The 24,453-nt window shown below is 70.6% G+C and carries 23 protein-coding genes; 19 read left to right on the forward strand and 4 right to left on the reverse strand.

Translation table 11 applies throughout. The features are described 5' to 3' along the window. The first annotated feature begins 52 nt into the window (after positions 1–52). From RNB18_RS30395 to RNB18_RS30450, 12 genes are all read left to right on the forward strand, one after another. Positions 53–664, forward strand: a complete 612-nt coding sequence (locus RNB18_RS30395; protein ID WP_311717327.1) for a cell envelope biogenesis protein OmpA — start codon at positions 53–55, stop codon at positions 662–664. Between the two features lie 29 nt (positions 665–693). Further along, complete coding sequence (locus RNB18_RS30400; RefSeq protein WP_311717328.1) at positions 694–1,503, forward strand: hypothetical protein; 810 nt, start codon at positions 694–696, stop codon at positions 1,501–1,503. Between the two features lie 43 nt (positions 1,504–1,546). Then, positions 1,547–2,014, forward strand: a complete 468-nt coding sequence (locus RNB18_RS30405; RefSeq protein WP_311717329.1) for a single-stranded DNA-binding protein — start codon at positions 1,547–1,549, stop codon at positions 2,012–2,014. Positions 2,015–2,148: 134 nt separating this feature from the next. Further along, positions 2,149–3,267, forward strand: a complete 1,119-nt coding sequence (locus RNB18_RS30410; RefSeq protein ID WP_311717330.1) for a DNA-processing protein DprA — start codon at positions 2,149–2,151, stop codon at positions 3,265–3,267. 8 nt (positions 3,268–3,275) lie between these two features. Further along, positions 3,276–4,496, forward strand: a complete 1,221-nt coding sequence (locus RNB18_RS30415) for a hypothetical protein (protein WP_311717331.1) — start codon at positions 3,276–3,278, stop codon at positions 4,494–4,496. A gap of 316 nt (positions 4,497–4,812) precedes the next feature. Continuing rightward, positions 4,813–5,220, forward strand: coding sequence for a hypothetical protein (locus tag RNB18_RS30420; RefSeq protein ID WP_311717332.1), 408 nt, complete (start codon positions 4,813–4,815; stop codon positions 5,218–5,220). Beyond that, entirely contained in the window at positions 5,217–5,735 is a 519-nt protein-coding gene (locus tag RNB18_RS30425; protein WP_311717333.1) for a DUF6248 family natural product biosynthesis protein, read from the forward strand. The genes RNB18_RS30420 and RNB18_RS30425 overlap by 4 nt, the downstream gene beginning before the upstream one ends. Next, positions 5,732–6,634 carry a Mom family adenine methylcarbamoylation protein gene (locus tag RNB18_RS30430; protein WP_311717334.1) on the forward strand — a complete coding sequence of 301 codons (903 nt, stop codon included), beginning with the start codon at positions 5,732–5,734 and terminating at the stop codon, positions 6,632–6,634. The genes RNB18_RS30425 and RNB18_RS30430 overlap by 4 nt, the downstream gene beginning before the upstream one ends. Before the next feature lie 86 nt (positions 6,635–6,720). Beyond that, positions 6,721–7,755, forward strand: a complete 1,035-nt coding sequence (locus RNB18_RS30435) for a phosphoadenosine phosphosulfate reductase (protein ID WP_311717335.1) — start codon at positions 6,721–6,723, stop codon at positions 7,753–7,755. A 41-nt stretch (positions 7,756–7,796) separates the two neighbouring features. Next, a complete protein-coding gene (locus RNB18_RS30440) occupies positions 7,797–8,141 on the forward strand; it encodes a beta/alpha barrel domain-containing protein (RefSeq protein ID WP_311717336.1) in 345 nt (114 codons plus the stop codon). A 132-nt stretch (positions 8,142–8,273) separates the two neighbouring features. Then, positions 8,274–8,990: a hypothetical protein gene (locus tag RNB18_RS30445; protein ID WP_311717337.1), complete on the forward strand. Its 717-nt coding sequence runs from the start codon at positions 8,274–8,276 to the stop codon at positions 8,988–8,990. A 347-nt stretch (positions 8,991–9,337) separates the two neighbouring features. Next, the gene (locus RNB18_RS30450) at positions 9,338–10,252 is read left to right on the forward strand and encodes a replication-relaxation family protein (RefSeq protein WP_311717338.1); all 915 of its coding nucleotides are present in this window, start codon (positions 9,338–9,340) and stop codon (positions 10,250–10,252) included. Between the two features lie 132 nt (positions 10,253–10,384). Here the strand turns inward: RNB18_RS30450 and RNB18_RS30455 are convergent, their stop codons facing one another. The 4 genes from RNB18_RS30455 to RNB18_RS30470 form a co-directional block, all read right to left on the reverse strand. Next, positions 10,385–11,071: a hypothetical protein gene (locus tag RNB18_RS30455; protein WP_311717339.1), complete on the reverse strand. Its 687-nt coding sequence runs from the start codon at positions 11,069–11,071 to the stop codon at positions 10,385–10,387. A 746-nt stretch (positions 11,072–11,817) separates the two neighbouring features. Continuing rightward, positions 11,818–13,290 (reverse strand): hypothetical protein, encoded by a 1,473-nt coding sequence (locus tag RNB18_RS30460; RefSeq protein WP_311717340.1) that lies wholly within the window; start codon positions 13,288–13,290, stop codon positions 11,818–11,820. Further along, positions 13,287–14,720 (reverse strand): hypothetical protein, encoded by a 1,434-nt coding sequence (locus RNB18_RS30465; RefSeq protein WP_311717341.1) that lies wholly within the window; start codon positions 14,718–14,720, stop codon positions 13,287–13,289. Before RNB18_RS30465 ends, RNB18_RS30460 begins: the two co-directional genes overlap by 4 nt. Positions 14,721–14,973: 253 nt before the next feature. After that, complete coding sequence (locus RNB18_RS30470) at positions 14,974–15,102, reverse strand: hypothetical protein (RefSeq protein ID WP_311717342.1); 129 nt, start codon at positions 15,100–15,102, stop codon at positions 14,974–14,976. Between the two features lie 487 nt (positions 15,103–15,589). Between RNB18_RS30470 and RNB18_RS30475 the strand changes: the two genes are divergently transcribed. Genes RNB18_RS30475 through RNB18_RS30505 form a run of 7 tightly spaced genes read left to right on the forward strand, consistent with a single transcriptional unit; the run spans position 15,590 to position 24,383 of the window. After that, positions 15,590–16,510, forward strand: a complete 921-nt coding sequence (locus tag RNB18_RS30475; RefSeq protein ID WP_311717343.1) for a conjugal transfer protein — start codon at positions 15,590–15,592, stop codon at positions 16,508–16,510. Continuing rightward, positions 16,507–16,839 (forward strand): hypothetical protein, encoded by a 333-nt coding sequence (locus RNB18_RS30480; RefSeq protein WP_311717344.1) that lies wholly within the window; start codon positions 16,507–16,509, stop codon positions 16,837–16,839. The genes RNB18_RS30475 and RNB18_RS30480 overlap by 4 nt, the downstream gene beginning before the upstream one ends. 26 nt (positions 16,840–16,865) lie before the next feature. Further along, the gene (locus tag RNB18_RS30485; RefSeq protein ID WP_394817702.1) at positions 16,866–17,408 is read left to right on the forward strand and encodes a hypothetical protein; all 543 of its coding nucleotides are present in this window, start codon (positions 16,866–16,868) and stop codon (positions 17,406–17,408) included. Beyond that, entirely contained in the window at positions 17,405–20,083 is a 2,679-nt protein-coding gene (locus tag RNB18_RS30490; RefSeq protein ID WP_311717346.1) for an ATP-binding protein, read from the forward strand. The genes RNB18_RS30485 and RNB18_RS30490 overlap by 4 nt, the downstream gene beginning before the upstream one ends. Further along, the gene (locus RNB18_RS30495) at positions 20,080–20,460 is read left to right on the forward strand and encodes a hypothetical protein (protein ID WP_311717347.1); all 381 of its coding nucleotides are present in this window, start codon (positions 20,080–20,082) and stop codon (positions 20,458–20,460) included. Before RNB18_RS30490 ends, RNB18_RS30495 begins: the two co-directional genes overlap by 4 nt. Next, positions 20,461–23,235 (forward strand): hypothetical protein, encoded by a 2,775-nt coding sequence (locus RNB18_RS30500; RefSeq protein WP_311717348.1) that lies wholly within the window; start codon positions 20,461–20,463, stop codon positions 23,233–23,235. It begins immediately after the preceding gene. Next, the gene (locus RNB18_RS30505) at positions 23,232–24,383 is read left to right on the forward strand and encodes a C40 family peptidase (protein WP_311717349.1); all 1,152 of its coding nucleotides are present in this window, start codon (positions 23,232–23,234) and stop codon (positions 24,381–24,383) included. Before RNB18_RS30500 ends, RNB18_RS30505 begins: the two co-directional genes overlap by 4 nt. The last annotated feature ends 70 nt before the right edge of the window (positions 24,384–24,453 follow it).

The following is a 24,453-nucleotide window of genomic DNA, read 5'->3' on the forward strand; positions in this document are numbered from 1 at the left end:
CCGGCAGCACCGGCGCCCGTCGCTCGCCCTGCGATCGGAAGGAACTCACCCCATGCACGCGATACCCCAACGCTGCGCTCACCGGCCGCTGGCGGGCGGGCTGGTGGTGCCGTACGTGACCCTGATCCACGACGGACACGCCGCCTTCGGCGTCCTCGACGCCGACAAGACCGTCACCGCCTTCCGGCAACGCCTGTGCCAGATCTGCGAACACCCGCTGGACGAACGGTGCTTCCTGCTCGTACGCCCGGCCGACGTCCTCAAAGGCTGCTCCCCGGAACCGGCGCTGCACCCCGAGTGCCTGCCGTACACCGCCGACCACTGCCCGATGCTCAACGGCACCGCCACCCACTACCGCCGCAGCCCGGTCCTGGCCAGCCACCCCGCCGGACGGCGCTGCACCGATCCGTCCTGCCCCTGCCCGTCGCGCACGGCAGACGAGGGGAACGCCGCCCGCAGCGGCAGCCCCGCAGACCGGTACGAGGCCTGGATGATCCACACCCGGAACTACCAGGTGGTCTCGCTGCCCGAGAGGCCCGAGGTGCCCTCCGGCATCAGCCTCAACGTGCCCGTCCTGCGTCGACGCGTGCTGCGCACCGCGACCCTCACCCCCGACCAGCAACACCTGATGGACCTCTTCAACAGCCTCATGAACGGGTCCTGACCGCCCGTTCCACACGGAAGGAAACCACCATGCCGATCACACCGGACCCGGCCACGCCCGCAGGCGGCGCCATCATCGAACTGGCCGACCGGCTGGACGGCCTCCAGGAGCGCACCGGCGAATGGCCGGGGGCGGACACCGTCGACATCCTCGGCGAGTGGCTGAGCCGCTTCAGCTTCGCCGTCGACGCGAACCTCACCCCGCAGGTGGCCGGCCAGGCGTGGGTGCTGCGCCAGTGGGACCGGCACGCCGACGATGTGACCCTCTGGTCCGACGAGGCCTCCGCCCTGGCCGCGCTCGCGCAGGAGGTGCGCAGTTCCTGGGACGACGTGGCGGGCACCGACGGTGTCCCGTACCGGCCTCCCACCGACGACCAGACGGCCGTGGACCTCTACTACGGCCCGGAGAACAACCGCGGCGACGCGGGATACACGCTGTACCCCGCCGGCATCTCCCGTCATCTGCGAGCGCCCTTCAGCCTCAGCCTCTCGGACACCGAGGCCTGCGCGCAGGCGAACAGCTCGGCGGTCTTCTACCCGCAGGCACACCCCGACGACGAAGGCCTGCCCTGCATCGAGATCGCGGGCATCCTCGTCTTCGCCTACCTCGACGCCGACCGCGGGGCCGTACGGGTCTCCGTTCATCTGGACACCACGCACGAGCAGTTACTCCGCGCCGACGGCACAGTCCCCGTGCTGGTGGAGATCGAGGACGCCACTGTGTTCGACAACCTCACCCCGCCGCCGGCCCCGGCGCAGACCACCGGGTGGAAAGCACGCTTACGGCGTCTCACCCGCCGTACCGCACTCTCCGGCGGGACGTGCCGACAGGGGGATTGACCACACTCCAAGAAACACTATTATTTGAATAGGAGGTGTTCGCATGGCCCCGTCCGTCACACACGTGACCGGCACCGTCGCCGGTGACGTCGAAGTCCGCTTCACCCAGGACGGCATCGCCGTCTGCCGGTTCCGCCTCACCCAGACCCCCACGCAGTGGGACGCCTCCGCACAGAAGTGGCGTGACCTGGACCCGATTCCCTACATCTGCACCGCCTGGCGGGACCTGGCCAGCAACGCCGCCGAATCCCTCGTCGACGGGGTCAACATCCTGGTCAAGGGGCGCATCACCGAGATCAGGGACAACTCCATCTACCTGAGCGTCGACGACCTCGGCATCAGCCTGCGCAGGCGCATCGCCTACACCGAGACCAGCCTGCCCAGCCCGATCGCCGCCCGCCCGATCGCCGCTCCCCCGGCGCCACAGCCCGCCGCCGCGTCCCGGCCAGCCACCGGACCGGGCAGCCCGCCCGCCTGGTGGGAGCAGAAGCGGGCCGCCAACTGGTCCTAGCCCGGCCCCTTGACCGCAGCCGCCGACGGCACTCCCCTTCCCGTCGGCCGCTGCTCACGTCACCCCTTCGCCCGCCCCGGCTCGGCACCGGTTCGCCTGCCGGTGCCGCGCCCCGCCCGAAAGGCCCGCCGTCCATGCCCGCACACACCCTGTCCGAACGAGCCGCACGCGCCGCGCTCGCCGCCCACTTCACCCCCGGCCACCTCACCGCTGAGCTCGCCGAGTACACCCCGGCCGAGGTGTGGGAGCGGCGCGTACGCGACGACGCCAGCGGGCTCCTTTCCTCCTACCGGCCGCGTGAGGAACTCGCCCAAGCAGAGCTGACCTGCTCGTTCGTCATCCCCTCGGACGAGGAGTGGCCCACCGCCCTCGCCGACCTGGGGCCGGCTTGCCCGCTGGGCCTGTGGGTCAGCGGCCGCGAGCGACTGCCGCGGCTGACCAGCAATGCCGTCACCGTGACCGGCAACCGGGCGCCCACCGAGCTAGCTGTCACCCGCGCGCACGACTTCGCCACCGCCCTTGCCCAGGCCGGTCACACGGTCACCGCCACGCTCGCCTACGGCATCGACTCCACCGCCCACCAGGCGGCCGCCGAGGCAGGCCGGGCCTCCCTCGCCGTCCTGCCGCGCGGCCTGGACGGCGCCCACCCCCACGCTCACGCACCGCTGCTGCGCTCCGTCCTCGGCAACGGCGGCGCGGCCCTCAGCCTCTACCGGACCGGCACAGCGGCCAGCGGCGCGACGCTGAAGGCCAGCGCCGTCCTGATGGCAGCGCTCGCCCGGGCGGTGATCCTCGTCGAGGCCTTGGACCACGCCGGGGCGATGTACGCGGCCGAGACGGCCGTCGACCTGCGCCGGCCCCTGCTCGCCGCGCCCGCCACCGGCGATGTCCGCTCCAGCGGCAACGCCCGCCTCATCGACGGGCAGCTCGCCGTGAACAGCCCGGATCCCCGTCTCGCGGTTGCTCTGCCGCACGCGCGCGTGGCCCGCGCCGGCGACGTCGCGGACGGCGACCTGCTCCTGGCCGCGGTCGGGAAGCAGGGAGCCGACTACTTCACCACCCCCTACATCGCCCACCCCGAGCCGTTCAACCCGTCGTGCGGCTGCGGCGTGTGCTGCCTCATTACGGCGCCCGGCGACGTGGTGGTGCTGTCGCAGGGCGATCCCTGGGAGTCCTGCGATCCGTGGCCCGCTGACGACCTCCTGCTCATCGTCTCCGCCCAGCCGCTGACCGACCGGCCCCTCGAGGAGTGAGAGCCGCCATGTCCCCTACGACGTACACGCCGCCGCTGCCCGGCCTCACCGCCGACGGCAACCTGGACACCATCATCAACTGGGGTGCCGGCGCCGACTCCACGGCGTACCTCGCCAAGATGCTCACCGCCCCCCGCGCGCACGGGATCGACCTCGATCGCACCGCCGTCCTCTACATGGCCACCGGCAGCGAGTGGCCCGAAACCCGTCTCCTGGCCGACGAGTTCATGATCCCGCTGCTGCGCGAGAACGGCGTGCGCTTCGTCCAGCTGGCGCGCAACGGGCACCTCCAGGCCGACGGGTTCACGATCCTGGACGACTCCCGCCACCCCGAGCAGCTCGTCCCGTGCGGGCCGTGGACGCTGTGGGACGACCAGGAGTCCGTCGGCACGGTGCCCCAGGTGGCCGGCACCCGCAAATGCAGCCTGTGGGCGAAGGGAGACGTCGGCGACTGGTGGCTCAAGCAGGTCTTCGGCGGGCGGCCGTTTAGGCAGATCATGGGCTTCAACGCCGACGAGGAGGGCCGCCGCTTCGGCGACCAGGTCACCTCGAAGATGCCCGGACGTACCGGGGAGTTCCCGCTCATCGACTGGGGCTGGGACCGGCAGCAGTGCGAGACCTACCTGCTGAAGCGGTTCGGCGTGCACTGGCCGAAGTCGTACTGCACGTTCTGCTGCTTCCCCGCCTCCATGGGCTCGCTGCCCGCCCACATGGAGCGCATGCGCTCCCACCCGGACATCGCCGGTGAGGTGCTGCGCCTGGAGTACACGGCGATGAGCCTCAACCCGAACGCGAAGCTCTACGGCCGCAAGACCCTCCTGGAGCTCTTCGACCCGACGCGGCCTCGGGACCGGGCGTGCCTGGAGGCCTTCGAGCGCGAGCTCGACATGCCGTGGGCGCTGTACCACGTGCGCCGCCTGTTCCTGCTGTCCGAGGACGGCAGGCGCCGGCCGGTGAAGCGCTCCACCGAGCGCGTCGACCTCGGCCGCCCGCACCAGCTCGCCAGGCGTCTCCTATCCATCTCCGAGCGGCACGGCGTCGACGTCGAGCACGACCCGGTGTACGGGCGCACCCGGGCGTGGGTCCGCCCCCGCGCCGAGGGCTGGCCGATGGCGGAGGAACTCTTCGCCACCGCCCCCGCCCGCGTGATCAACAAGCAGGACAAGAACTTCGAGGAGTCCTGGGACGCCCTCCTCTCGGGTACCGCCGCCCAACTCCCCCTCGCCTGAACCGCCCCCACCACCCCCACCGCCCCTCGGAAGGACTTCCCGTGCGCGCAGCCATGCCCTCAGCCCCTGCTCCTCCTCCGCTTCACCGTCGTGCTGTACCTGGCCACGCCTTCCGGAGCTGACGTACGGGCCGCCATGCAGGCCGGACTCTGGCCTGCATGACGACCCCGGCCCAGGGCAACGTGATCCCGCCCGGCGCCCTGTACGCCTGCGACAACGGCAAGTTTTCGGCAAGGGATGGCCCGGCGCGCACGCCTGGTTCGCCTGGCTGACGGCAACCGTCGACCGCTACGGCCCCGACCGCTGCCTGTGGGCCGTGGCCCCCGACGTCCCGCTGGACGCCGCGGCCACCCTCACCGAGTCGATGCCCTGGCTGGCACCCATCCGCGCCCTGGGCATCCCGGGCGCGTTCGCCGCCCAGGACGGCAGCGAACACGGCCTCATCCCCTGGGACTCGATCGACGTGCTGTTCCTCGCCGGCAGCACCGCGTGGAAGACCTCACCGGCCGCCCACCGACTCGCCGTTGAGGCCCGCGAGCGCGGCCTGAGCGTCCACATGGGCCGCGTCAACTCCCGCCGACGGCTGCGCATCGCGCAGGCCTTCGGCTGCACCAGTGGCGACGGCACCTACCTCGCCTACGGGCCCGGCACCAACCTCCCCCGCCTTCTGGCCTGGATGAACGAACTCCACGCCGCCCCAACGCTGTTCGGAGACGAAACATGACGACCCGCCTGCGCCATATCGGCGCCGCGATCATGGGCATCCTCGACCCCATTGCCTCCACCACGCCCTCCCCGATGACCGAGGAGGAAGGCGCCTGGGTCCGCGCGCACGCCTGGACCAAGGGACTGCGCAAAATCGACGACGCCTACCCCCACGGCTTCCACCGCTGGTGCTCCTGCGAGCGCGGCATCTGCCCCGGCTGCGCCTCCGGGCACCACGACCGGTGCGTCAGCGCCGGCGGCCCCCGCGTCGACGAGCACGCCGACACCGTCACCGACGCCCAAGGGTTCGTCGTCGCCGTGATCCGCTACAGACCGGGCCAGCGGCCCTGCCGGTGGCTCTGCCCCTGCCCTCACAAAGCCGACGCCGAGGAGACTGCCGACACCGGCGGCCCCGGGGAACCCACCGCCGCCCGCCAGGCCCTGCCCACATCCAGGCCTGCTCCGGACACCGAGGACCAGCTCAGCCTCTTCGCTGACAGCTCGGAAGACGGCACGGACGGTGAGGCACCGTGACGTCCCCGCTGCAGGAGACCCTGCCCTTCGAGGACCTGCCGGAGATCCCGACCGCCTCGCCCTGGTGCCAGCGGTGGCGCAAAGGAAGGCACTCTTGGGCGCACGTCCGGGACGGAGGCTTCGACGCCCGCCGCTACACCGTGGACGTCATCCCCGACGAAGAGCCCGCCAAGGAGTTCGTGCGCACCCACCACTACTCCGGCTCGTACCCGGCGGTGACGGTGCAGTTCGGCTTGTACGACGTCCTCGAGGGCGAACGGCGGCTGTGCGGAGTGGCCGTCTTCGGGGTTCCGGTCAGCACCGCCGTCCTCACCAAGCCACTACCGGAACTGCGGCCCTACACCGAGTCGCTCGTGGCCTCGCGGTTCGTCCTGCTCGACGAGTGCCCCGGAAACTCCGAGTCGTGGTTCCTCGCGAACTGCCTAAACCACCTGCTCGCCAGGGGTGTACGCGGGGTCGTCTCCTTCGCGGACCCGGTCCCGCGCCGGACCGCCGCCGGAAGTCTGGTCATGCCCGGACACGTCGGCACCATCTACGCCGCCACGAACGCCGTCTACGCCGGACGCGCCACCGCGCGGACCGTGAAGCTCCTGCCGGACGGCACGGTCTTCCACGACCGGACGGCACAGAAGATCCGCCGCCAGGAGCAAGGCCACCAGTACGCCGAAGCACAGCTGATCGCACTCGGAGCACCGGTGCCACGGGCCGGCTGCACCCCGGCGCTCTGGCTGAGGGAGGCTCTGGCCGCGGTCGGCGCCCGCAACGTACGCCACCGCGGAGCACACCGCTACGTGTTCCGGCTCGGCAGAAACCGCCGCGAGCGAGAGCAGATCAAGCTCGGCCTCCCCGCTCAACGGCCCTATCCCAAGCAGGCCGACCCCGAACGACTCCTGGTCTGAACGCACGTGGCCGCGCGGTACGCGCTGCCGCCCCGGCCGACCTGTCAGGGACGGCCCATCACCCCCTCCCTGGAAGGAACCGATCCATGTCGAATCCCAGCCCCCTCTACGGCGACCCGGTCGAGTTCGCCGCGACCCGGCACCGCATTGTGATCAACCTGTCCGGCGGTAAGGACGGACTCGTGGCCGGAACCATAGCGATGGACGCTGCCCGACAGGCCGGTGTCGACGACCGTGTCTGGACCGCCCACGCAAGTCTGGGCCCGATGGAATGGCCCTCCGTCACCGTGGACGGGGTCCGCTGGCCCAGTGCCAGCGAACTCGCCGCACAGCACAGCCAGGCCCTCGGCGTGCCGCCCGAGCGGCATATCGAGGTCCGGCGCAGCCGTGAAGTCGACGGCGAGCGGGTGCCGTTCGACCTGCTGACCTTCATCGCGGAGCGGGGCGACTGGCCCTGGCTCGGCCGGGCCCGCACCTGCACGGGCCCGTGGAAGACAAAGATGGTCTACCAGGCGTTCACCCCCCAGGTCCGCGCGCTCAGGAGGGAAACCGACGGCCCGCTGATGTTCGCGAACGTACTCGGGATGCGCGCCGAGGAGAGACCGGACCGCCGCAACCGTGAGGTGTGGCGCCGCACGACCGACAACTCGGCCCGGGTCGTCGACGAGTGGTTGCCCGCCCACCAGGTGACCACCGAGGAGGTCTGGGACCGCACGATCAGTGCGGGGCTGCCCTACCACTGGTGCTACGACTCCTACCCCGGCGCCAAGGACCGCCGTGGTTCCAGTCGCTGTTCGTGCTCGGCCTGCACCCTGGCCAACCACCGCGATCTGCTGCTGACCGCCGGGCGCCGCCCGCGGCTCGCCGAACTGTGCGCGCTGGTCGAACGCGTCCGCCAGGTGCCGTTCAACCCGAACATCACCATGAGCGAGCTCATCGCACTGTCCCGCCGGCGCGACGCCCCGGACCCTGGCCTCGAGGTCGAGGAGACCGAGGACTTCGAGCGGATGGAACGCGACGTCCACGCCGCCTTGCGCAAGCCGCCCACCTGGGACTCCAAGGCCCGCACCGGGCCGGGCGAGCTCCTGCACAGCGCCGCCGGGTGCGATGGCTGCAGCTGACCACGGCACCGGCGCCCACCCCCACTCGGGAGGGATACTCAATGACGATGACAACGACCCAGCGCATCCTCGACCTCGCGGCGGCGGCACCCGCCAGCCACGGCGAGGACCTGGTGCTGCTCCTGAGCGAGGCGAACGAGCTGTACCAGCAGGGTCTGCAGAACCTGCGCCGGGAGATGGCAGAGCGCCTCAGCGGAGTGGCCATCGCGGATCTGATGTTCGCCGCCGAAACGGCCGGGATGCCCTGTGAAGCGTCGCAGGACCGCAACGAAGTAATCCTGCTGCTGGCCCTGGTCGAGTGGGAAATGACGCCGGCCGCCATGGCGTACACGGAGATGGCCCAGGACGCCGCACGCCGCGGTGTCTGCTTGATCCCTGAGGAGTAGGCCAGGAGCCGCGAGCGCAGCGGACGGGGGAATCTTGCACCGCGGGCTGGACCTCCGACCGAAACTCCTGCCATTATTTGCGTTGCGGGCCGGGCAGGCCGGCCCGCAACTGACAGGACGGACGGTTCTGCCATGACCTCGCGCCGTGAGCCTCGCCTGGCCGACGCTGCCGAGATCGCGGCTGACCATGGTCTGACCCCCGCAAGGATCACCGGGCTCTACACCGGGCGCGTGCAGAACACTGCCAGCAAGACGTTCCCCGAGCCTGTCGACAAGCGTGGCCGCGCCCGGCTGTGGGACCGCGCGGAGGTCGACGAGTGGTTCGCCCACCGCGCGCCGGCGAGGCTCGCCGAACACACTCCGCCCGCCCTCCCCCCAGAGACGTTGCTGAACGCCGCGGACGCCTCGAGGTACCTCGGCTACAAGAACTCCAACCAGGTCACCACTTTCGTGCGCGACCACCCCGGCTACTTCCCCGAGCCGGACGTCGTCGAAGAGATGGGCACCGCCGAGAACCCCTATCGCCGGCAGCTGTGGAAGGTGCAGACCCTGCAAGAGTGGATGGCCACCCGGCCCGGCAGCGGGAGACGAGCCGGAGCACGGAAGGCACCGCCCCTGCCCCAGGTTCCCGTCGACGGCGATCCCGAGGAGCTCCTGGGGGCGAGCCAGGCGGCCGCACTGCTGGGGTTCAAGAGCATCAACTCCTTCTCCAGCAGCCTGTCCCAGGGCAACCTGCCGCTGCTGAAAGAAACGGACAGCCTCGCCCAGAACGCCGGACGCCAGAACGGGCGCCGGCGGTGGACGCGCCGCCGCATCCTCGAGCAGGCCGCCCAGCGGTCCACGAGGTAAAACCCGGCGGTGCGCGGACCTCCGCCCACCGCCCCCTGAACGCGACCCCCGGTCTTGGGAGTTGGTCCCTTGCGGGCCGGGAGCCGCACGATGGCCGGCATAGCGTGGCTCGCCACCACGCCCCGCAGCAGAAACTGCTGCTGCGGACCGGCCATCGCCTCGTACAGCACCGCTTTCCTAGAACCCCTCCGCCTCATCGCCGGCGTTGTCGAGGTCCGCACGGCGCGTGGTCGGGACCCCACGCCCCCCGACCACAGCCCCGACCACAAGAGCGTTTCTGGGTTGTGACCTTGGTCGGGGCTTCATGGTCGGGGATCGGGTCGGGCGCTGAAGGTTTCCTCCACTCCATGACCCGTTCCACATCACGTGTCCCGGCCGTCGAGCTGGCCCCCAGCCCCACCGAACCGCTGCGCCTGCAGATCCTGAGCGCGCTCGCCCTGCACCGCATGGCCACGACCGGCCAGTTGCGCCAGATGCTGCGCCCGGACAGCTCCCGCCAGTTGTTCTCCCGCGTGCTGAACAAGCTGCGCGCCACGGGCTTCGTCGACCTCACCCCGCTGCCCGACTCACAGCGATCGCGCACGCACGCCTGGTATCTCACCGCTGAAGGGGCACGCCTGACCCGCGATCTCCCCGTCCTGCGGGGACGCCCGCCATACCCCATCACCTCAAGCACCGCGGCCTCGCTGAAAACCGCGCACACACTGACCGTCGTACGATCCCACCTGCCCTTTGCAGCAGACGCCCGCCGCCTCGGGCACGAACACAGCCCGTGGGACTGGACACCTGAGGTATCCCACCCCATCGGCGAGAGCGAGCGGCTCGTGGCCGACGCAGTCATGCGCTACACCGTCATCAACGGCGAACACCGCCGGATGCTGCGCGCCTTCGTGGAGGTCGACCGCACCACCATGAGCAGCGAGCGCCTCGCCGTGAAGCTGATCGAATACGCAAGGCTCTACCACTACGAAGCCCAGCCCGTCGGCCGCCGCAGGCCCGTATCCACCGGCCCGACGTGGCTGCGCTGGTACCCCGTTTACCCACGCGTGCTCCTTGTGCTCACCGGCGCCTCTCCGGCCAGACTGGGTGACCGGATCAGCGATCTGCAGGCCATGGTCGCGCAGCACCCGCTCGTGGCAGCACTCGCCCGCGAGGTCCCGCTCGGAGCCGCCATCCTGGAAGACATCGAGGAACAGGGAGCCAGCGGACCGGTGTGGTCACCTCTGGCTGGGGGTGAATCTCGCCCCTGGACCTCCTTGTGATGACTCCGCCCACGCCTTGATCGTCCGTTGGCTTCGTTCATCTCGCTGAACTTGACGCCTGCTCGCCGCAGCCGTGCGCCGGGCCGAAGTGGCTGCCGTCCTGCACCAAAGCGGGTCCGGGTGCGGGTGCGGTCAGCGCGGTACTCGGCGGGCGCGGCGCCAGGCGCTTCGCCAGTGGCGCCAGAGGTCGGCGCCGTTGACACCGACCGCCAACGCCACGACGGCGATGGAGCCCAGCCCGAAGATCCAGGAGAGGGAGAACCCGGCGAGGATCGCCATCCCCGCAAAGCTCCCCCCGCTGTACAGCGCGACCAACCTCTCGGCCAGTTCTCTGTACCGGCTGTGCCCCTCGATGAGCAGCTCGCTTGCGAAGTTCAGTACGAACCAGCCGCCGATCAGGATCAGTGTGAGATAGATGAGTGTCCACCACGGCCATGGTTCGTACAGTTCTTCCCACCGATGGTGCTCGCTCTCCTGCCAGGCCCACACCTCGCCCTGCAAGTCGGCGACGGTCACTGTCGAGCTGTCCCGCTCGCTCCAGCGCGGCGAGATCTCGAACGCCGGCTCCGAGGCCCCGTCGAGATACACGTCCAGCATGTCCCCGCCGAACGTCTGCTTCAGCCTGACTGTTTTGGTGATGGCGGCGGTCCGCACCGGCAGGCACTGCTCGACACCACGCTCGGCAATACACACCGACACAACCCGTTGCTGGTGCTCACGGTGGTACGCCGGCCCGATGCGCCAGGCGCCCAGACCCACGAGAACCAACCCGAACACGATGTTGGCGACACACCATGAACTGCCGTATCGCCAGCGCATTCCGCAAGTAGATCAGCGAAAGGCGGGCCCGTACAGGTGGCAGCGGATCCGCTGTTCCCCGCCCTCCGACCAAGGGAGAGGACACAGCTTCTAAGCCTCCATGAAGGCTGCGGAGCGAGCTCACGTCTCGTGTGGGCGCTTCGCAGTGCGTGCACGGTCGGCGCAGCAGGGGCGGGTGGCCCTCATGCCTGTTGGAATGAACCGGGTAGAGCCAGCGAGCCGAGTGATCGCCGGGGAGCCGGTAGGCCCAGGCATCGAGGAGTGGCTTGAGCCGCTGGTAGCAGGCCAGTTGCCCCTGGACCAGCGAAACGATTGATCGCCAATATGTGGCTTTTGTTCGCTTTGGGGATCATGGCAGATAGATCTCAAAAGCCCTGATCATCTCTGAAATTGGGGGACTCAGCTGTTTACCTTCTGGTTCGCCTAGACCGAATCGTCTAAAGGACCATGCGATGTCAGACAAGCACCGCCCCTCTTCCAAGAAGCCCCCTGTACTCGACATCCGTTGCGGTCCGGTGCGCGTGACCGTGCAGCGCATCCCCCTGTGGATGATCACTGCGATCCTCCACGGCAGCGGGCGCAGCGGCGGGCGCTGCATGGTGGCCAAGTCGATGATTCGCACGGAGCGGGTGCGGCACAGGCGTCCGTGCGGTGTGCCAGCTGGCCGGTCCCGCGTCGGGACAGGCTGGGAATCCGGTAACACCATCACGGGATCGGCACCCAGGTAGGCCGAAGATTCTCGCAGGTCAGCGAATTTCGTCAGTAGCGCGTTGGAAGGGAGGGCGTAGCAGGCCATCGCCCGGCCAGAGATCCTGTTCGGCTACAAGGCACGTCAGGAACGCGTCGATCTCGGCCAGAACCGCCGCACGCTCCGTGGGCCCGTATGTGAGGACTTCGTCGGCTCCGGCGTCGAAGGCGCGCACGTGGCTCTGAGGGCCAGCGGTGATGAGGGCGCGTGCGATGGCGGGAAGGCCCAGACTGAGGGCATCGCACTCCCCTGCATGGACGAGCTGCACAAGGTCGGTGGTGACTTTCTCCCAGTCGCCGACCGCCGGCCAGTCGGCGCCGCCGCCCAGTTCGTGGGTGAGGGTGGACAGCGGGACGATCTCGCCCGGCTGGCGCTGCTGGGTGAGGCGGTCGTGGATCCGAGCGCCGTCGGGCTGTTGCACCCGGGGGTGGAGCAGGGTGTCGGCAGCGACCAGCGTGGTGTTGATCTCCTGGGTGCCGTCGCCCGGGTAGTACGGCTCGTGCGCGAAGAGCAGATAGACGTCCGCGGTGCGGGCTGCGTCGCCGGGCTGGGTCTGCGTCATGGGCGGGTATCCCTTCAGCGGTGAAAGGTCGTTGGTGGGCGAAGATGTTGGCCGCAGCGCTGGTTCGAAGCCGGGCGGAAGCGGTCCCAGGGAGCTTTCGGCACGGCGGGGCTGGCTGGCCTCGTCGCCGGTCGGCGCGGCGCGGGTGCGCTCGAGTATCTGGGCGACCTGGTCGGCGAGTTGGGCCATCAGCCGCTCACGGTGCGCGAGGCGCGTCGAGGCAGCGTGGGTGTCCCGGTTCTGGAGCAGGTCAGCAGCCCCCCACAGCAGGTTGTGGCCGATCTCAACCGACCGGCGCAATTCGTAGCGATCGCTGTCGGCGACGGCCAGGACGATGTAGGTGTGCAGGACGGCGAGGCGCTGCAGGTACTGGCAGGCGGCGTGGTCTTCGACGCTGCGCACGCGTGCGCGGGCCCGTTCGTCGAGCCGGTCGGGCAGGTGCTCCGTGAGCAGCGGGGCGAGCAACATCGCCGGCAGCACAACGTCGGCGGGCATACCGCGCCTGAGGGCGAACAGGGCGGCGAAGAAACTGACGGCCCCCATGGCGGCGGCGGAGAACCGCAGGGAGGCGGGGCTCGTGGCGGTCAGAGCGATGCGGTAGGCGGGGCGCCGGGTCAGCCAGCGCACGGCCAGCCGCTGCGGAAGCGTCGCGCCCGGGGTGAAGACACCGATCTGCGAGGGGACTTTGGGCACGGTGGCGTCGCTGGGAACGCTCCAGCCCAGCCAGCCCCATCCCGTGCGCTCGTACACGAGCGCCGGTTCGCAAGTGCCGGTGCATACCCTCTCGCGGCAGACATGGCCGGAGCGCAGGGCGCGGATGCGTTCTTCGTTCCATCGTTGCGGGTCGCGGGCGAAGGGGCGCAGCGGCTGCTGAGGTCCCGTCCCGAGTGAGTGAAGGGGGTGTGTCATGAGGTGCTCGCTTCCAGAAGAAGGTCGGTCGCAGTCAGGGCAGAGGCGCAGGTGGCGCATCGGCCATCGCCATCGGGGTGCGCGCGACGGGGAGTGGGGCCTGGGCAGGTGCGGCACAGGGGCCAGTCGAGGCAGGCCGGGCAGAGGTCTTCACCGGGTGCGGTGCCGGGTCGGCCGCAGCCGGCGCATTCGATGAGGGCCCGGTAGGTGAGTGCCTGGTCGACCGTGCGGGCGGTAGCGGACGGCGTGGAGGGCTGCGCTGTCCACGACGCCCCGACCGGTCCGGCGTCGTCGAAGCGGGCAGCGGGAGGCGGGTAGAGCTGAGCGGAGCGCAGTCGGGCCGCGACGATCGCGCCGACGGAGGTGCGGATCTGGCTCGGCAGCGGGCGGCTGGTGATGACGTGGCGCAGCTGCTCCACGCTCCAGCCGGCGTCCAGCATCGCGGCCACGACGCGGCCCTGGTCGTACAGGACCTTCTCCTGCAGCAGCAGTTCGGGGTGGGCCGACCCGATCGACAGCAGCAGCCGGGTGCCCGGATCCAGATCCTGCGGCGCCGGCGTGACCGCCCGCTGCGGAGGCACAGCCAGGCGGCCGCTCGTGCGCTTGCCGCCAGCGCACGGAGGGAGGGAACTGGTCTTCTGCTGGTTGGTCTTCTTACTGATGGTGTTCTTTGTTCGGCGGTCAGCCAACGTAGGGCTATCCAGTCCTGGAATTCCCGACTCTGGATGCAACCTCGTGTTTTGCAGGGCAGGCAGGTCGGTGATGACATACGTGGCCGAGCCGAGGGTGCCATCGGGATTACGGTCGCGCTCCCGCTGCAGGAAGCCGTAGCGCTCAAGCTCCTGCAATCCGGTCGTCACCGCGTCCACGCCCTCGCGACCCCGCCGGACCAGGTCCGCGACCGTCATGTGCCAGCCCTCGCGATGCGTGCTGATCAGTCCGAACACGCCTTTCGCCTTGAAGGACATGCGACCGTCGCGGAACAGGCCGTTGGCGATCTGCGTGAACTGGTCCCCGGCCATCACGCCGCGGCGGATGCCCATGCCGTAGCCGCCCCGCCCGTCTGCGGGTGCCGACGGCGCGTGACGCGCTGTGGAGGCGTCCGCCATGAGGGCGTCAACGAAGGCGGGTTGGTCCGTGATTGAGTAGACGATCTCGCCGAGGGAGCCGTTCGGACGGCGCAGGCGTTCGCGGATCAGATAGCCGTGGGTCTCCAGTTCCTTCAGGCCGGTGCGCACCGCGTCCCGTCCGTCGGGGCCGGAGCGGACGAGGGCGGCGACGGTCACCTGCCAGCCGTCCTGGTGGGTGCTGATGTATCCGAAGATGCCTTTCGCCTTGAAGGTGACGCGGCTGTCGCGGAACAAGGCGTTGGCGATCTGGGTGAACTGGTCCCCGGCCATCGAGCCGCGACGGATCCGTCCTCCGGTCATCGCACGTCCGCAAGTGCGCGGTAGCCGGGGCATCCCACACCGCCCGGCTGAGCGAGACAGCCGGGGCCGGCGGTTGCGGGGACGTGCGTGAAATCCATACAGGCAGCTCACCCGGCGAGGCCGACCACGGCGGCGGCCACAACCCCCGACCATCGATCACGATCCGGCAACATGCGCGCTCGGCTGCCATGGTCGGGCCCATGGTCGGGCGGCCATGGGCTCCGGCACGACCAACGCGCACGGCGCAGCGCGTTCAGATCTTCGTCTGGTTGGCGAGCAGGATGGCCTTCATGCCGCCTTCGGGCTTGGCGCGGCACTCGCTGTGGCGATGAAGCCGAACGTGGCGACGTGAACCCCCGCGGCCTTCATCGCCCTTGGCCAAGGGCTCCAGCGGAGGGGGTCCACGTCTTCGGATCCGGCTGCGCAATCGGTGCGCACCGCCGGCACTGCAGCCGCACACGGGCGTTTGCGCACCGGGCGCAGGTCGTGCGCAATCGACATGCGCGTGTGGCTGCGCAGCCCCACCCCGGGGTCTCCCGGAGGCGGCTGCGCAACCGCCTGCCGCTGCGCAGTCCCCCGCGTGGGCGACTGCTGACTGCTCACCAGCAGGCTCCACAACGCACGCTGCGCAGCATCGCGAGCCGCCCCGATCACGGTCTGCTCCGGCGTATCGGAGCGGAACTCCGCGGGGTGCGAAATGTCGTGGTCGGGTCTGTGGTCGGGGCGACCATGGCCCCGACCACAGGTTTGTGTCCCCTTCGTGATCGTGGTCGGGCCTTCGTGGTCGGTGGTCGGGTCGGGGGCGACCGGTTGCCTCGGGTCAGAAGCAACAACTCGCTCTGACCTGGGAGTTTGGAATGTCTCCTGCTATGCAGGCAGCGGAGGAGCACGCTGCTCCTGCGACCGCTGCGGGGGTCCGGTTGCAGCAGATGCGGCGCCGGGTCCGTCTGGGCCGCTGGGGCGTGTGGGCTGCGGTGGCGGCCGGCCCCATCGCGCTGGCCGTCGCCGTGGCCACGCCCGCGACCGTGGTCCGTGTCGCCCCCGCGACGAAGCCGGCCACGGTGAAGACGACCGCGGGGGCCAACCCGTCCGGGTACGCCACGGTGTTCCTCGGTGCGTGGCTGCGCAGCCACGCAGGCGCCGAGAGCACTGCGCAGTCCCGGCTTGCGCAGTCGATGGCCCCGGACGTTGATCTTCCCGGGACGGCGGATGCGCAGCCCGAGCCGGAGTCGGTCGTGGCGGTGCGCAGTGTGCAGCAGACCGGCACGGCGTGGTCGGTGACGGTGGCTGCGCAGTACGCCGACGGGTCGGTGCGCTACTTCGCGGTGCCGGTTGTCGCCGACGCGGGCGGCACCTCGTTCACCGTGTCCGGTGCCCCTGGGGTGGTGGCCGGCCCGGCCCACGCCGCAGGGGTTACGTCGCCGTACACGGTGACCGTGCCGACGGACAGCGAAGTGTCGTCCGCGGCTGGAGAGTTCCTGGCCGCCTATCTGGCGGGAGCCGGTGAGGTCGACCGCTACCTCGCACCCGGCGTGCGTCTGTCGCCGGTCTCCCCCGCCCCCTACCGGACCGTCACGGTCCAGCAGATGCTCGCCGCCGACCAGGAAGCGGCCGCCGAGTCCGTCCCCGCGGAGGGGACCCGGGTGCGCGTGATGGCCGAGGTCGAGGCCCGCGACAGTTCGGGGCGGTGGCCACTGGCGTACGAGCTGACCCTCAAGGTCCGCTCGGGCCGTTGGGAAGTCGCCTCTCTGGAGTCCGGCACCGCGCAGGCGGAAGGTGCCCGGTCATGACCGGTGTGCTGCTCGCCGGGGAGCTGGGCGACCTTGGCGACTCGTGGATCACGATGTTCGAGAACTGGGCGACGAAGGGCCTGCAGGCCGGTCTGCTCGTGCTGGTCGTCGTGATCATGATCCAAAAGTTCTCGTTGAAGGCCGGGATCGGTGCGCTGATCCTGATGGTGATCGCGCTGGGCCTTTACAACTCGCGTAACGATCTTGCCGACATGTTCGAGGACGAGGTCAAGAACCCTTCAAAGGGCGCGCCCGCCGTTCCGGGCATCGTGCAGGGCGAATCTCCGGCCGCTGTCGATCACTCCGCAGGCGTGGGGGGTTGGCTGTGAGCGCCGCCACCACAGCCTCCGTGCGGATGAGCCGCTTCTACACCGCTGCCCGCCGCCACCCGTGGGTGCTGGGCAAGGTCGCCGACTGGCGCATCCCGCTCGGGCCGTTCACGCCCGCGCAGATCCTCCTCGCCGTCGCCGGCGGCTTCGTTCTGGTCAAGACGATCCCCTTGTGGTCGTGGATGGGGCCCATCCCGCCCGCTGCCTGGCTGCTGGGCATATGGGCGGTGCGACGTCCGAAGATCAAGGGGCGTGCCCCCTTCCCGGCCGCCCTGGGCTGGCTGTTGCTGCTCTGGCAGCCGCGCGGGGGGCGGATCGGTGGCCGCGCGGCCCGCGACCATGCCGCCCGCCCCTACACCGGGGGTTTCGTCATCGAGAGCAACGCCCCTGCAGCGCCGAGCACGTCGGCTCCGCAGCCGCGTCGTCCCGCCGCCGTCCATACGCCACGCCAGAAGCCGAAGCCGTCGGATCCGGGCGGTCGCCCGGCGTCCGTCGCCGCCCAGCCGGTGGGGCCGGTGTCGGGTGTGCAGCAGCTGCTCGCGCTCGCCGAACAGGGGGGTGTGCGGTGAGGGTGCCGATCCGTCACATCGCCGGGCACCTGGTGTGGTCGACGCACGGCAGCGTATGGGCCGTCTACCGGCTGCACCCGGGCCCGGACGAGCAGGGCCGCCACGAGGAGACGGTGCAGGGCACGTACGTTCCGGCCGCCGTACGGGAAGAGCAGCTCGCCAAGATCACGCATCTGGTGCGGTCCCTGACGGGGGCGCCGAGGCTGTTCGGCCTGTGCGCCCGCCTTGATCCGGGGGAAGTCGCGCTGCGCATGATCGAGGGCATCGAGCCCTCCGACACCCCGCCGGGCCAGACCCACCCGTGGGTGGAGAACGTCGAGGCCACCCTTGATCTGCTGGACGGGCAGGAGATGCACCGCCGCACCCTGTGGCTGGCCGTCCCGCTCCAGTCCGAGGGCACCGGCCTGCAGATGACCACTCAGTTCGGTGCGCTGTGGGCGGAGATCGCCCCGGCGCTGGGCCTGCGGCCGGCGCCGGTGGCGCGGCGGGAAGTGACCGCCTACCAGGAGCAGGCCTTGCGGGTGGAGGCCGCGCTCGCCGGTGGCGCCGCGTTCCGGCCCGCCCGCCCGGCGGAGATCGTGTGGATGATCCAGCACGCGCTGCACCGCGGGCTGGACGAGCCGCTGCTGGCCGAGGCCGAGAGCAGTGAGCTGTACGGCGGGCAGGTACGCGAAGGGGTGCTGCACTCCCCCAGCTACGCCGATCTCGGGCAGGTCCGACTGCAGGAGGGCGGCATCGACCTGGACCTGGACGACGTCGACGAGCTGGGGAGCGCCGACCAACTCACCCGCTCCGGACGCAAGGCGTGGTGGCGGGTGAAGACGGCGTCGCCGCTGCGCAGGCGGTGGCTGCAGATCGAGTCCGACGCCGGCACCGGCTACCAGGCGCAGTTGGCACTGGCCGAGTGCCCGCCCGCCGTCAGCCAGGATGCCGCCGACCTGTTCGCGCAGCTGGAAACGCTCGCTTTCCCCGTCGACTACACCGTCGACCTCACCCTCGTACCCGCAGAGAAGGCCCGGGACCAGGTGCGGCGCAAGCGCAACGAACTCGTCGACCAGGCCGACCAGTACGACGCCCGGCCGACCGGCATGCCCTCCTCACTCACGGACGCCGCCCGCGACCTGGGCGAGCTGGACGCCCGCCTGTCGCGCACGTCGGTCGAAGTCGAGGTGCAGTCCGTGACCGTCCTCACGGTGTGGGGGCCGACCGCCGCGATCTGTGACGCGCGGGCCCGGGCCCTGGCCTCGCTGCTCGGCGGCGCCGACTACCGGGCCATACGCCCAGCCGGCCTGCAGGAGGCACTGTTCCTGCTCGGCCTGCCGGGCACCGCCAGGCCAGGCGTCGTGCGGGAGTTCACGCAGCACCAGGTCTCCGAGGACTGGGCGTTGGGCGGTGCCTTCAGCATCGGTGAGGTCGGTGACCCCAACGGCATGTTCCTCGGCATCGACCTGGACTGCGGCACCACCCGTCCCGTCATGATCAACGTGGCGGATGCGCCCAAGGTCGACGCGTCCGCTTCGATGGGCATCGTCGGCGATCTCGGTGCGGGCAAGTCGGTGATGCAGAAGCTGATCGCGGAAGCGGTGTGGGCGCGCGGCGGCTGCGCGATCTGCATCGACCGCACCCCCGTACGCGAGTGGGCGGCCTTCGCCCGCACCGCCGCCAAGGGACGCGTTCAGATCATCGACGCCGCCCAGGCCGAGGTGTCCATCGACCCGCTGCGCATGTTCGACGGGCCCGAGGGCCGCCACTACGCCCTGTCCTACCTGACCCTGCAGCTCGGCATCGGCCCGATGAGCACAGGCGGCGAGGTCCTGCACCACGCCGTCGAGAAGGCCGCCGACAGCGACCAGCCGTCCATGAGCCGCGTGCTGCAGGTCCTGGAGGAGATGGCCACGTCGGAGGTGGGCAAGCGGCAGGACGCGGCCGCTACTCTCGCCGGCCTCGTCCGTGTGGTGGCCACCAACTCCCTGGCCCGGATGGTCTTCGACCCCAGCTTGCCGCCGGTGCGCCTCGACGCCTCCAGCACCTCCGACATGATCGTGATCACGACCGCGGGCCTGAAGCTGCCACCCAAGGCGGCCTTCGCCAACCCGGAGGTCCTGCACCAGCAGCCACTGGAGGCCCTGATCGGGCGGGCCGTGCTCTACCTGATCGCGGCACTCGCCCGGCAGACCGCGTTCGAGGACCCCGAGCGGTTCACCGCGGTGGTCGCGGACGAGCTGTACTGGCTCACCTCCTCAGCCGAGGGCACCGCGCTGATCCACGAGATCCTCCACGACGGCCGCAAACACGGCGCCGGCCTGCTCGCCGCCAGTCACGACGCCGAAGAACTCGGCCCCGACCGCGGGCTGATGGCCTACCGTGCGCTCGCCCGCACGGCCGACCGCGAACGCGCCCGCCGCGGCCTGGAGTTCGTCGGGCTCGACCCGAACGACGGCGAGCTGCTGCGGCTGGTTACCACCGGCCTGTCCCCCGTCGGGCAGCGCGGCCGCGAAGGGGAGTTCCTGCTGGCCTGTCCGCGGCAGAACACCGGTCGCATCAAGGCCGTGATCCCGCGCATCGAGCGGATCTCCACGTCAATCGCCACCACGCCGGGCCGACGTACGAGCGCGAGCACCAGGCAAGCAGCCGACGGCGCCGATACAGGCCGACAGAAGGTGTACTTCGCATGACCACGTCGTCTTTCAGCTCATCCCGCAGTCGGCGCATCGTCTGCGCGGCGAGCACGCTGATCGTGATCGTCCTCCCGGCCGTTTTGTTCGCGCTGGTCATGGGGGCGGGCGTGCCGGAGTCGTGGTGGCCGCGGACCGGGCAGGCCTTCGCCGCCGACCAGACTCACGCTGAATCGGCGCACCGCAATCCGTGTGATCTGATCGTGGGCCCGGCCAAGGAGTACTGCGCGCGCGGCCAGCACTCCACGTCCTCCGCTGTCGGCGAGGCCCCCCACGAGGGCGCCGGTGCGGCATGGATGCTGATTCCGGCCGCGTCGGGACTGGCGGCCTTCGTTGTGTGGCGGCGCCGGGGCGCTGCCGGACACGGGCGGCGCTGAATGTGGCGCCCAGAGCCCGGCACGCTCCGCTCGGCCGGTGTCGTCGTCCTTCTCTCCGTCGTGTTCGTTCTGGTCAACAGCCAGGTCGTGTACGCGGCGAGCAGCAGCAGCGAGACCGGTGACCTTCTGGCGCCGCTGAACATCTCCTCCTCCGAGGGGCTGCCGATCAACGGCTACGAGCTGGGCGCGGACGGGGGCTCCATCGTCAGCTTCAAGACGCAATTCCTCGCCTTCATGCTGGCCGGCCTGTTCACGCTCATCCGGCTCCTGGTCGGACTGGCCGGCTGGTCCATCGAGGTCGCACTCCGGTTCCCGCTGCTGAAGATCCTCACCGCCCCGGCGCAGAAGGTCGCCGACGCCTACAACAACGTGGTCGTCGACACCCTCGGCATCAAGGGGCTCCTGCTCGCCTGGGCGTTCGTCTTTGCCGGGTTCATGATCGTGCGCGGCCGGGTCAGCCGCGGTCTCGGCGAGATCTTCCTGACCCTGCTGATCGCGGCGTTCGCCGCCTCCACCTTCGTCCGCCCCGACTACCTGCTCACCCAGGACGGGCCGCTGGGACAGACCCAGCAGGTCGCCGCCGAGGTCGCCCAGGAGAGCGTCAACTCCTACGACTGGGGCGGCAAAATCGCCAGCACCGACCCATGCGCGGGCATGGCCGGCAACGCCGAGATCAAATGCCTGGAACGTGAAGAGGAAGCGCCCGTCTCCGCGGCGGACGTGGCCCGCCCCCTGCAGGATTCGATCACCAACGCGCTGATCGTCAAGCCGTTCATGCTGCTCGAATACGGGCGCGTCCTCGACCCCGCCAAGAAGTCCGACCGCAAGGCCTACGCCGTTCATCTGAAATGGGTTTCCGGCGGATACAAGGCATCCACCGGCGACGACGGGGACGGGGGTGCGGACTGTTCTCTGATCGCCCCGCCGGCGCGGAAGTACTGCGAGGAGCAGAACCAGGCGCAGAAGAAGGCGCATGACGCCTGCTCGCTGCTCGACGGCCAGGCCAAGAAGGTCTGCGAGGAGGACAAAACCGCCCGGGATCTCACCGGCTCGCTGCCCGAGCTGACCCCGGGGGGTGAACTGCTGGACTCCGCCAGCCCGGTGGTGTCCGAAGAGGATCAGGAGTTCGCCGCGTTCCTGGCCGACATGAAGAAGGCCGGAGACGTCGGCAAGGCGTGCGCCGCCTACGCAGAGGAACCCACCTGGTGGCGGGTCGGCGGCGCCTTCCTGTTGCTGATCGCCGCCCTGTTCATCTGCGGCATGCTCCTGTCCAGCGCGATCGTCCTGCTCGGCACCCAGGGCGTGTGCGCCGCGGCGGCGGCGGGCGGGGGCGTCACCTTCGTCGCGGGCATGCTGCCCGGCCCCGCCCGCCAGTCGGTGTGGAAGTGGCTGTCGATCTGGGGCATCGCGATCATGACTATGGTCGGGATCTGCGCGTTCGTGCCGTTCTTCGGCATCGCCGTTGACGCCACCATCACCAACGGGCCCGACCTGATGGTGGAACGGATCCTGCTGATCGACGTGCTGGCGATCGCCGGTGCGTCGGGGCACCGCCGCCTGCTGACCGGGCTCGCCTCCTTCGGCCGGCGGATGGCGATGCGGATGCGCTACGCCAAGGTCGGCGGCACCCACCTGCCCGGCGACACCTCCGAGCTCGGCGCCGCCCTCGCCATGAACTCACCGATGGGATGGGGCGGTTACGGCGGCGGGCTGCGGGCCTTCACCGGCGGCGGGGGCCGGTTCGGGATGCTCGGCACCCGCCAGCGGCTCATGGGGGCGCTCACCTCCCTGTTCGACGGATCGGGCATGCCGGTGGACACCGGTCGCATGCTCGCCGATGCCACCGCTGAAGCCGGGCGGGGACTCGCCCCGCTCACCGCAGCCGCAGTCGCGGGCGGGCTGGGCGGGCGACTCGGCTCCAAGGGCGCGCACTGGCTGCTGATCGGCAGACGGCCAGAGGCGGAACAGCTGGCCAAGTGGCGCAAGGCCACCGCCGACGGTGACCCGGACACGGGCGGGTCCGGCTCGGGCGGCCCCGTGGGCGGCGGGCCCGGCTCGGGCGGGACGGGGCCGCGCCGGCCCGGTGGGCCCCCCGACCGCTACCGCGACGAAGACGGCCAGGTCGTCGACCGGGACTCCGGCCAGGTACTGCACGACCAGCACAGCGACCGCACCCTGCTGTCCACCCGCGCCCACAACCGTCTGGTCCGCTTCCGCGGCTACCGCATCCTCAACCGCGGGGGGCGCACGGCGTATGGAACAACCCTTGGCCTGCCCGCCGATGCCCGCCGGGCCAAGGTCGCAGGCTCGCGCTACGCGTTCGACGCCCGCCAGCAGGTACGGGTGTGGGGCAACACTGTCCGCGAGGACGGCCGGGTGTGGGCCGAGACGGGCCGTCAGGTGGCCCGCGCCAACCGGGACAACGGTGACAGCGGCGGGATGGGCCCCTTCACCAGTCGTCGTCTGCCGGCCCGTCCGGCCCCGGCTTCGCCGCCGAGCAGGTCCTCCACCTCCCCCGACCGCACCGGGCCGGCTACGCCGGAGCCCCCAGCGCGGTTCGAAGGCGGCTCGCCCCTGCGGCCGCCCCCGGCGACGGGCGGGCCCAGGACGTTGTCTTCCGCAGGCGGAGCAACCAGTGGCCCCGGCCGTGGAGATGGGCCTGACCGGGGGCGGGAGGTTATGCGGGACGCAGCAGATGCAGAACGCCGGCGCCAGGCCGAGGCCTTGCGGCAGATGCGACAGCGGTGGGCCAACGAGGGCGGTGAGGAGGAGTGAGCGCGTCCCGGCGCCGGCTCGGCCGGTGGGGGTGCGTGGTGGTGCTGTTGCTGCTGGCCGCCGTGTGCTGTGCCGCGCCGGTCAGCAGCGCGATCAGCGCATACGTCGCGCTCAGGACGGGTGCGCAGGAGGACGGCGGGATCGCCGAGGGCGGCAGCGCCGCGGACATCCCGCCGCGGATGCTGGCCGCCTACAAGAAGGCCGTGCAGTTGGCCGCACATTACGTACCCGCGTGCCGGGGCATGCGCTGGCCTGTCCTCGCCGGGATCGCGAAGGTCGAGTCCAATCACGCCATCGGCCGCACCATCGCCGCAGGCGGCGACATCACCCCGAAGATCTATGGGGTCCTCCTCAACGGCTCTGGCCAGGGCGGCAATACCACCGCCGTCCGGGACACGGACGGCGGGAGGTGGGATGGCACGTCCCGGGGCGAGCGCGCGGTGGGGCCGTTCCAGTTCTTGCCCTCCACCTGGTCCTCGGTGGGCAAGGACGCAGGCGGCGACGGCATCGCCGACCCTCACAACGCCGATGACGCCGCGCTCGGCGCCGCGATCTACCTGTGCGGCGACGGCCGCGATCTGACGAAGAGGACGCAGCTGAAGGCCGCGATCTGGCAGTACAACCAGTCGGCGGCGTACACGGACAACGTGCTGGGCTGGATCGACCAGTACACGGCGGCCGCCTCCGACCCGGACCTGAAGAACGTGACCGGGACCATCCGCACCGTCATCGACGCCGCACTCTCCCAGCGCGGTGTCCCCTATTCGTGGGGCGGCGGCAACGCCAGCGGCAAGTCCTACGGAATCTGCTGCACCCCCAGCGGAAAGAGCGGCACGAACATCAAGGGCCTCGACTGCTCGGGCTTGACCGTGTATGCCTACGCGAAGGCCGGGATCAGCCTGCCGCGCACGGCGGCCTCCCAGGCCGGCGTCGGCCGGCGCATCCCCGCCTCTCTCGGCACGGGTGCGCTCAAGCCCGGCGACCTCATCTTCTACGCCACCGCTCCCGGATACGACGCGACGATCTACCACGTCGGGATCTACGTGGGCAGCGGGAAAATGATCAACGCGCCGCGCCCGGGGACCGTCGTGCGCCTCGACGCCGTCAGCGCCATGTCCGGCTACGCGGGAGGGGAACGGCTGCTGTGACCACGCCTGTGTATGACCGTACCGCGGACCTGCCGCTCTCACGTGAGGGGACCGGGCTCACGTCGGTGCC

The organism is Streptomyces doebereineriae (assembly GCF_031845645.1).
GTDB lineage: Bacteria > Actinomycetota > Actinomycetes > Streptomycetales > Streptomycetaceae > Streptomyces > Streptomyces canus.

Coding starts and splice junctions, on each gene's coding strand:
- RNB18_RS30395 (WP_311717327.1), top strand. CDS start 53: ATGCACGCGATACCCCAACGCTGCGCTCACCGGCCGCTGGCGGGCGGG.
- RNB18_RS30415 (WP_311717331.1), top strand. CDS start 3,276: ATGTCCCCTACGACGTACACGCCGCCGCTGCCCGGCCTCACCGCCGAC.
- RNB18_RS30485 (WP_394817702.1), top strand. CDS start 16,866: ATGAGCCGCTTCTACACCGCTGCCCGCCGCCACCCGTGGGTGCTGGGC.
- RNB18_RS30495 (WP_311717347.1), top strand. CDS start 20,080: ATGACCACGTCGTCTTTCAGCTCATCCCGCAGTCGGCGCATCGTCTGC.
- RNB18_RS30450 (WP_311717338.1), top strand. CDS start 9,338: ATGACCCGTTCCACATCACGTGTCCCGGCCGTCGAGCTGGCCCCCAGC.
- RNB18_RS30400 (WP_311717328.1), top strand. CDS start 694: ATGCCGATCACACCGGACCCGGCCACGCCCGCAGGCGGCGCCATCATC.
- RNB18_RS30480 (WP_311717344.1), top strand. CDS start 16,507: ATGACCGGTGTGCTGCTCGCCGGGGAGCTGGGCGACCTTGGCGACTCG.
- RNB18_RS30410 (WP_311717330.1), top strand. CDS start 2,149: ATGCCCGCACACACCCTGTCCGAACGAGCCGCACGCGCCGCGCTCGCC.
- RNB18_RS30425 (WP_311717333.1), top strand. CDS start 5,217: ATGACGACCCGCCTGCGCCATATCGGCGCCGCGATCATGGGCATCCTC.
- RNB18_RS30435 (WP_311717335.1), top strand. CDS start 6,721: ATGTCGAATCCCAGCCCCCTCTACGGCGACCCGGTCGAGTTCGCCGCG.
- RNB18_RS30475 (WP_311717343.1), top strand. CDS start 15,590: ATGCAGGCAGCGGAGGAGCACGCTGCTCCTGCGACCGCTGCGGGGGTC.
- RNB18_RS30500 (WP_311717348.1), top strand. CDS start 20,461: ATGTGGCGCCCAGAGCCCGGCACGCTCCGCTCGGCCGGTGTCGTCGTC.
- RNB18_RS30405 (WP_311717329.1), top strand. CDS start 1,547: ATGGCCCCGTCCGTCACACACGTGACCGGCACCGTCGCCGGTGACGTC.
- RNB18_RS30440 (WP_311717336.1), top strand. CDS start 7,797: ATGACGATGACAACGACCCAGCGCATCCTCGACCTCGCGGCGGCGGCA.
- RNB18_RS30455 (WP_311717339.1), bottom strand. CDS start 11,071: ATGCGCTGGCGATACGGCAGTTCATGGTGTGTCGCCAACATCGTGTTC.
- RNB18_RS30460 (WP_311717340.1), bottom strand. CDS start 13,290: ATGACACACCCCCTTCACTCACTCGGGACGGGACCTCAGCAGCCGCTG.
- RNB18_RS30445 (WP_311717337.1), top strand. CDS start 8,274: ATGACCTCGCGCCGTGAGCCTCGCCTGGCCGACGCTGCCGAGATCGCG.
- RNB18_RS30465 (WP_311717341.1), bottom strand. CDS start 14,720: ATGACCGGAGGACGGATCCGTCGCGGCTCGATGGCCGGGGACCAGTTC.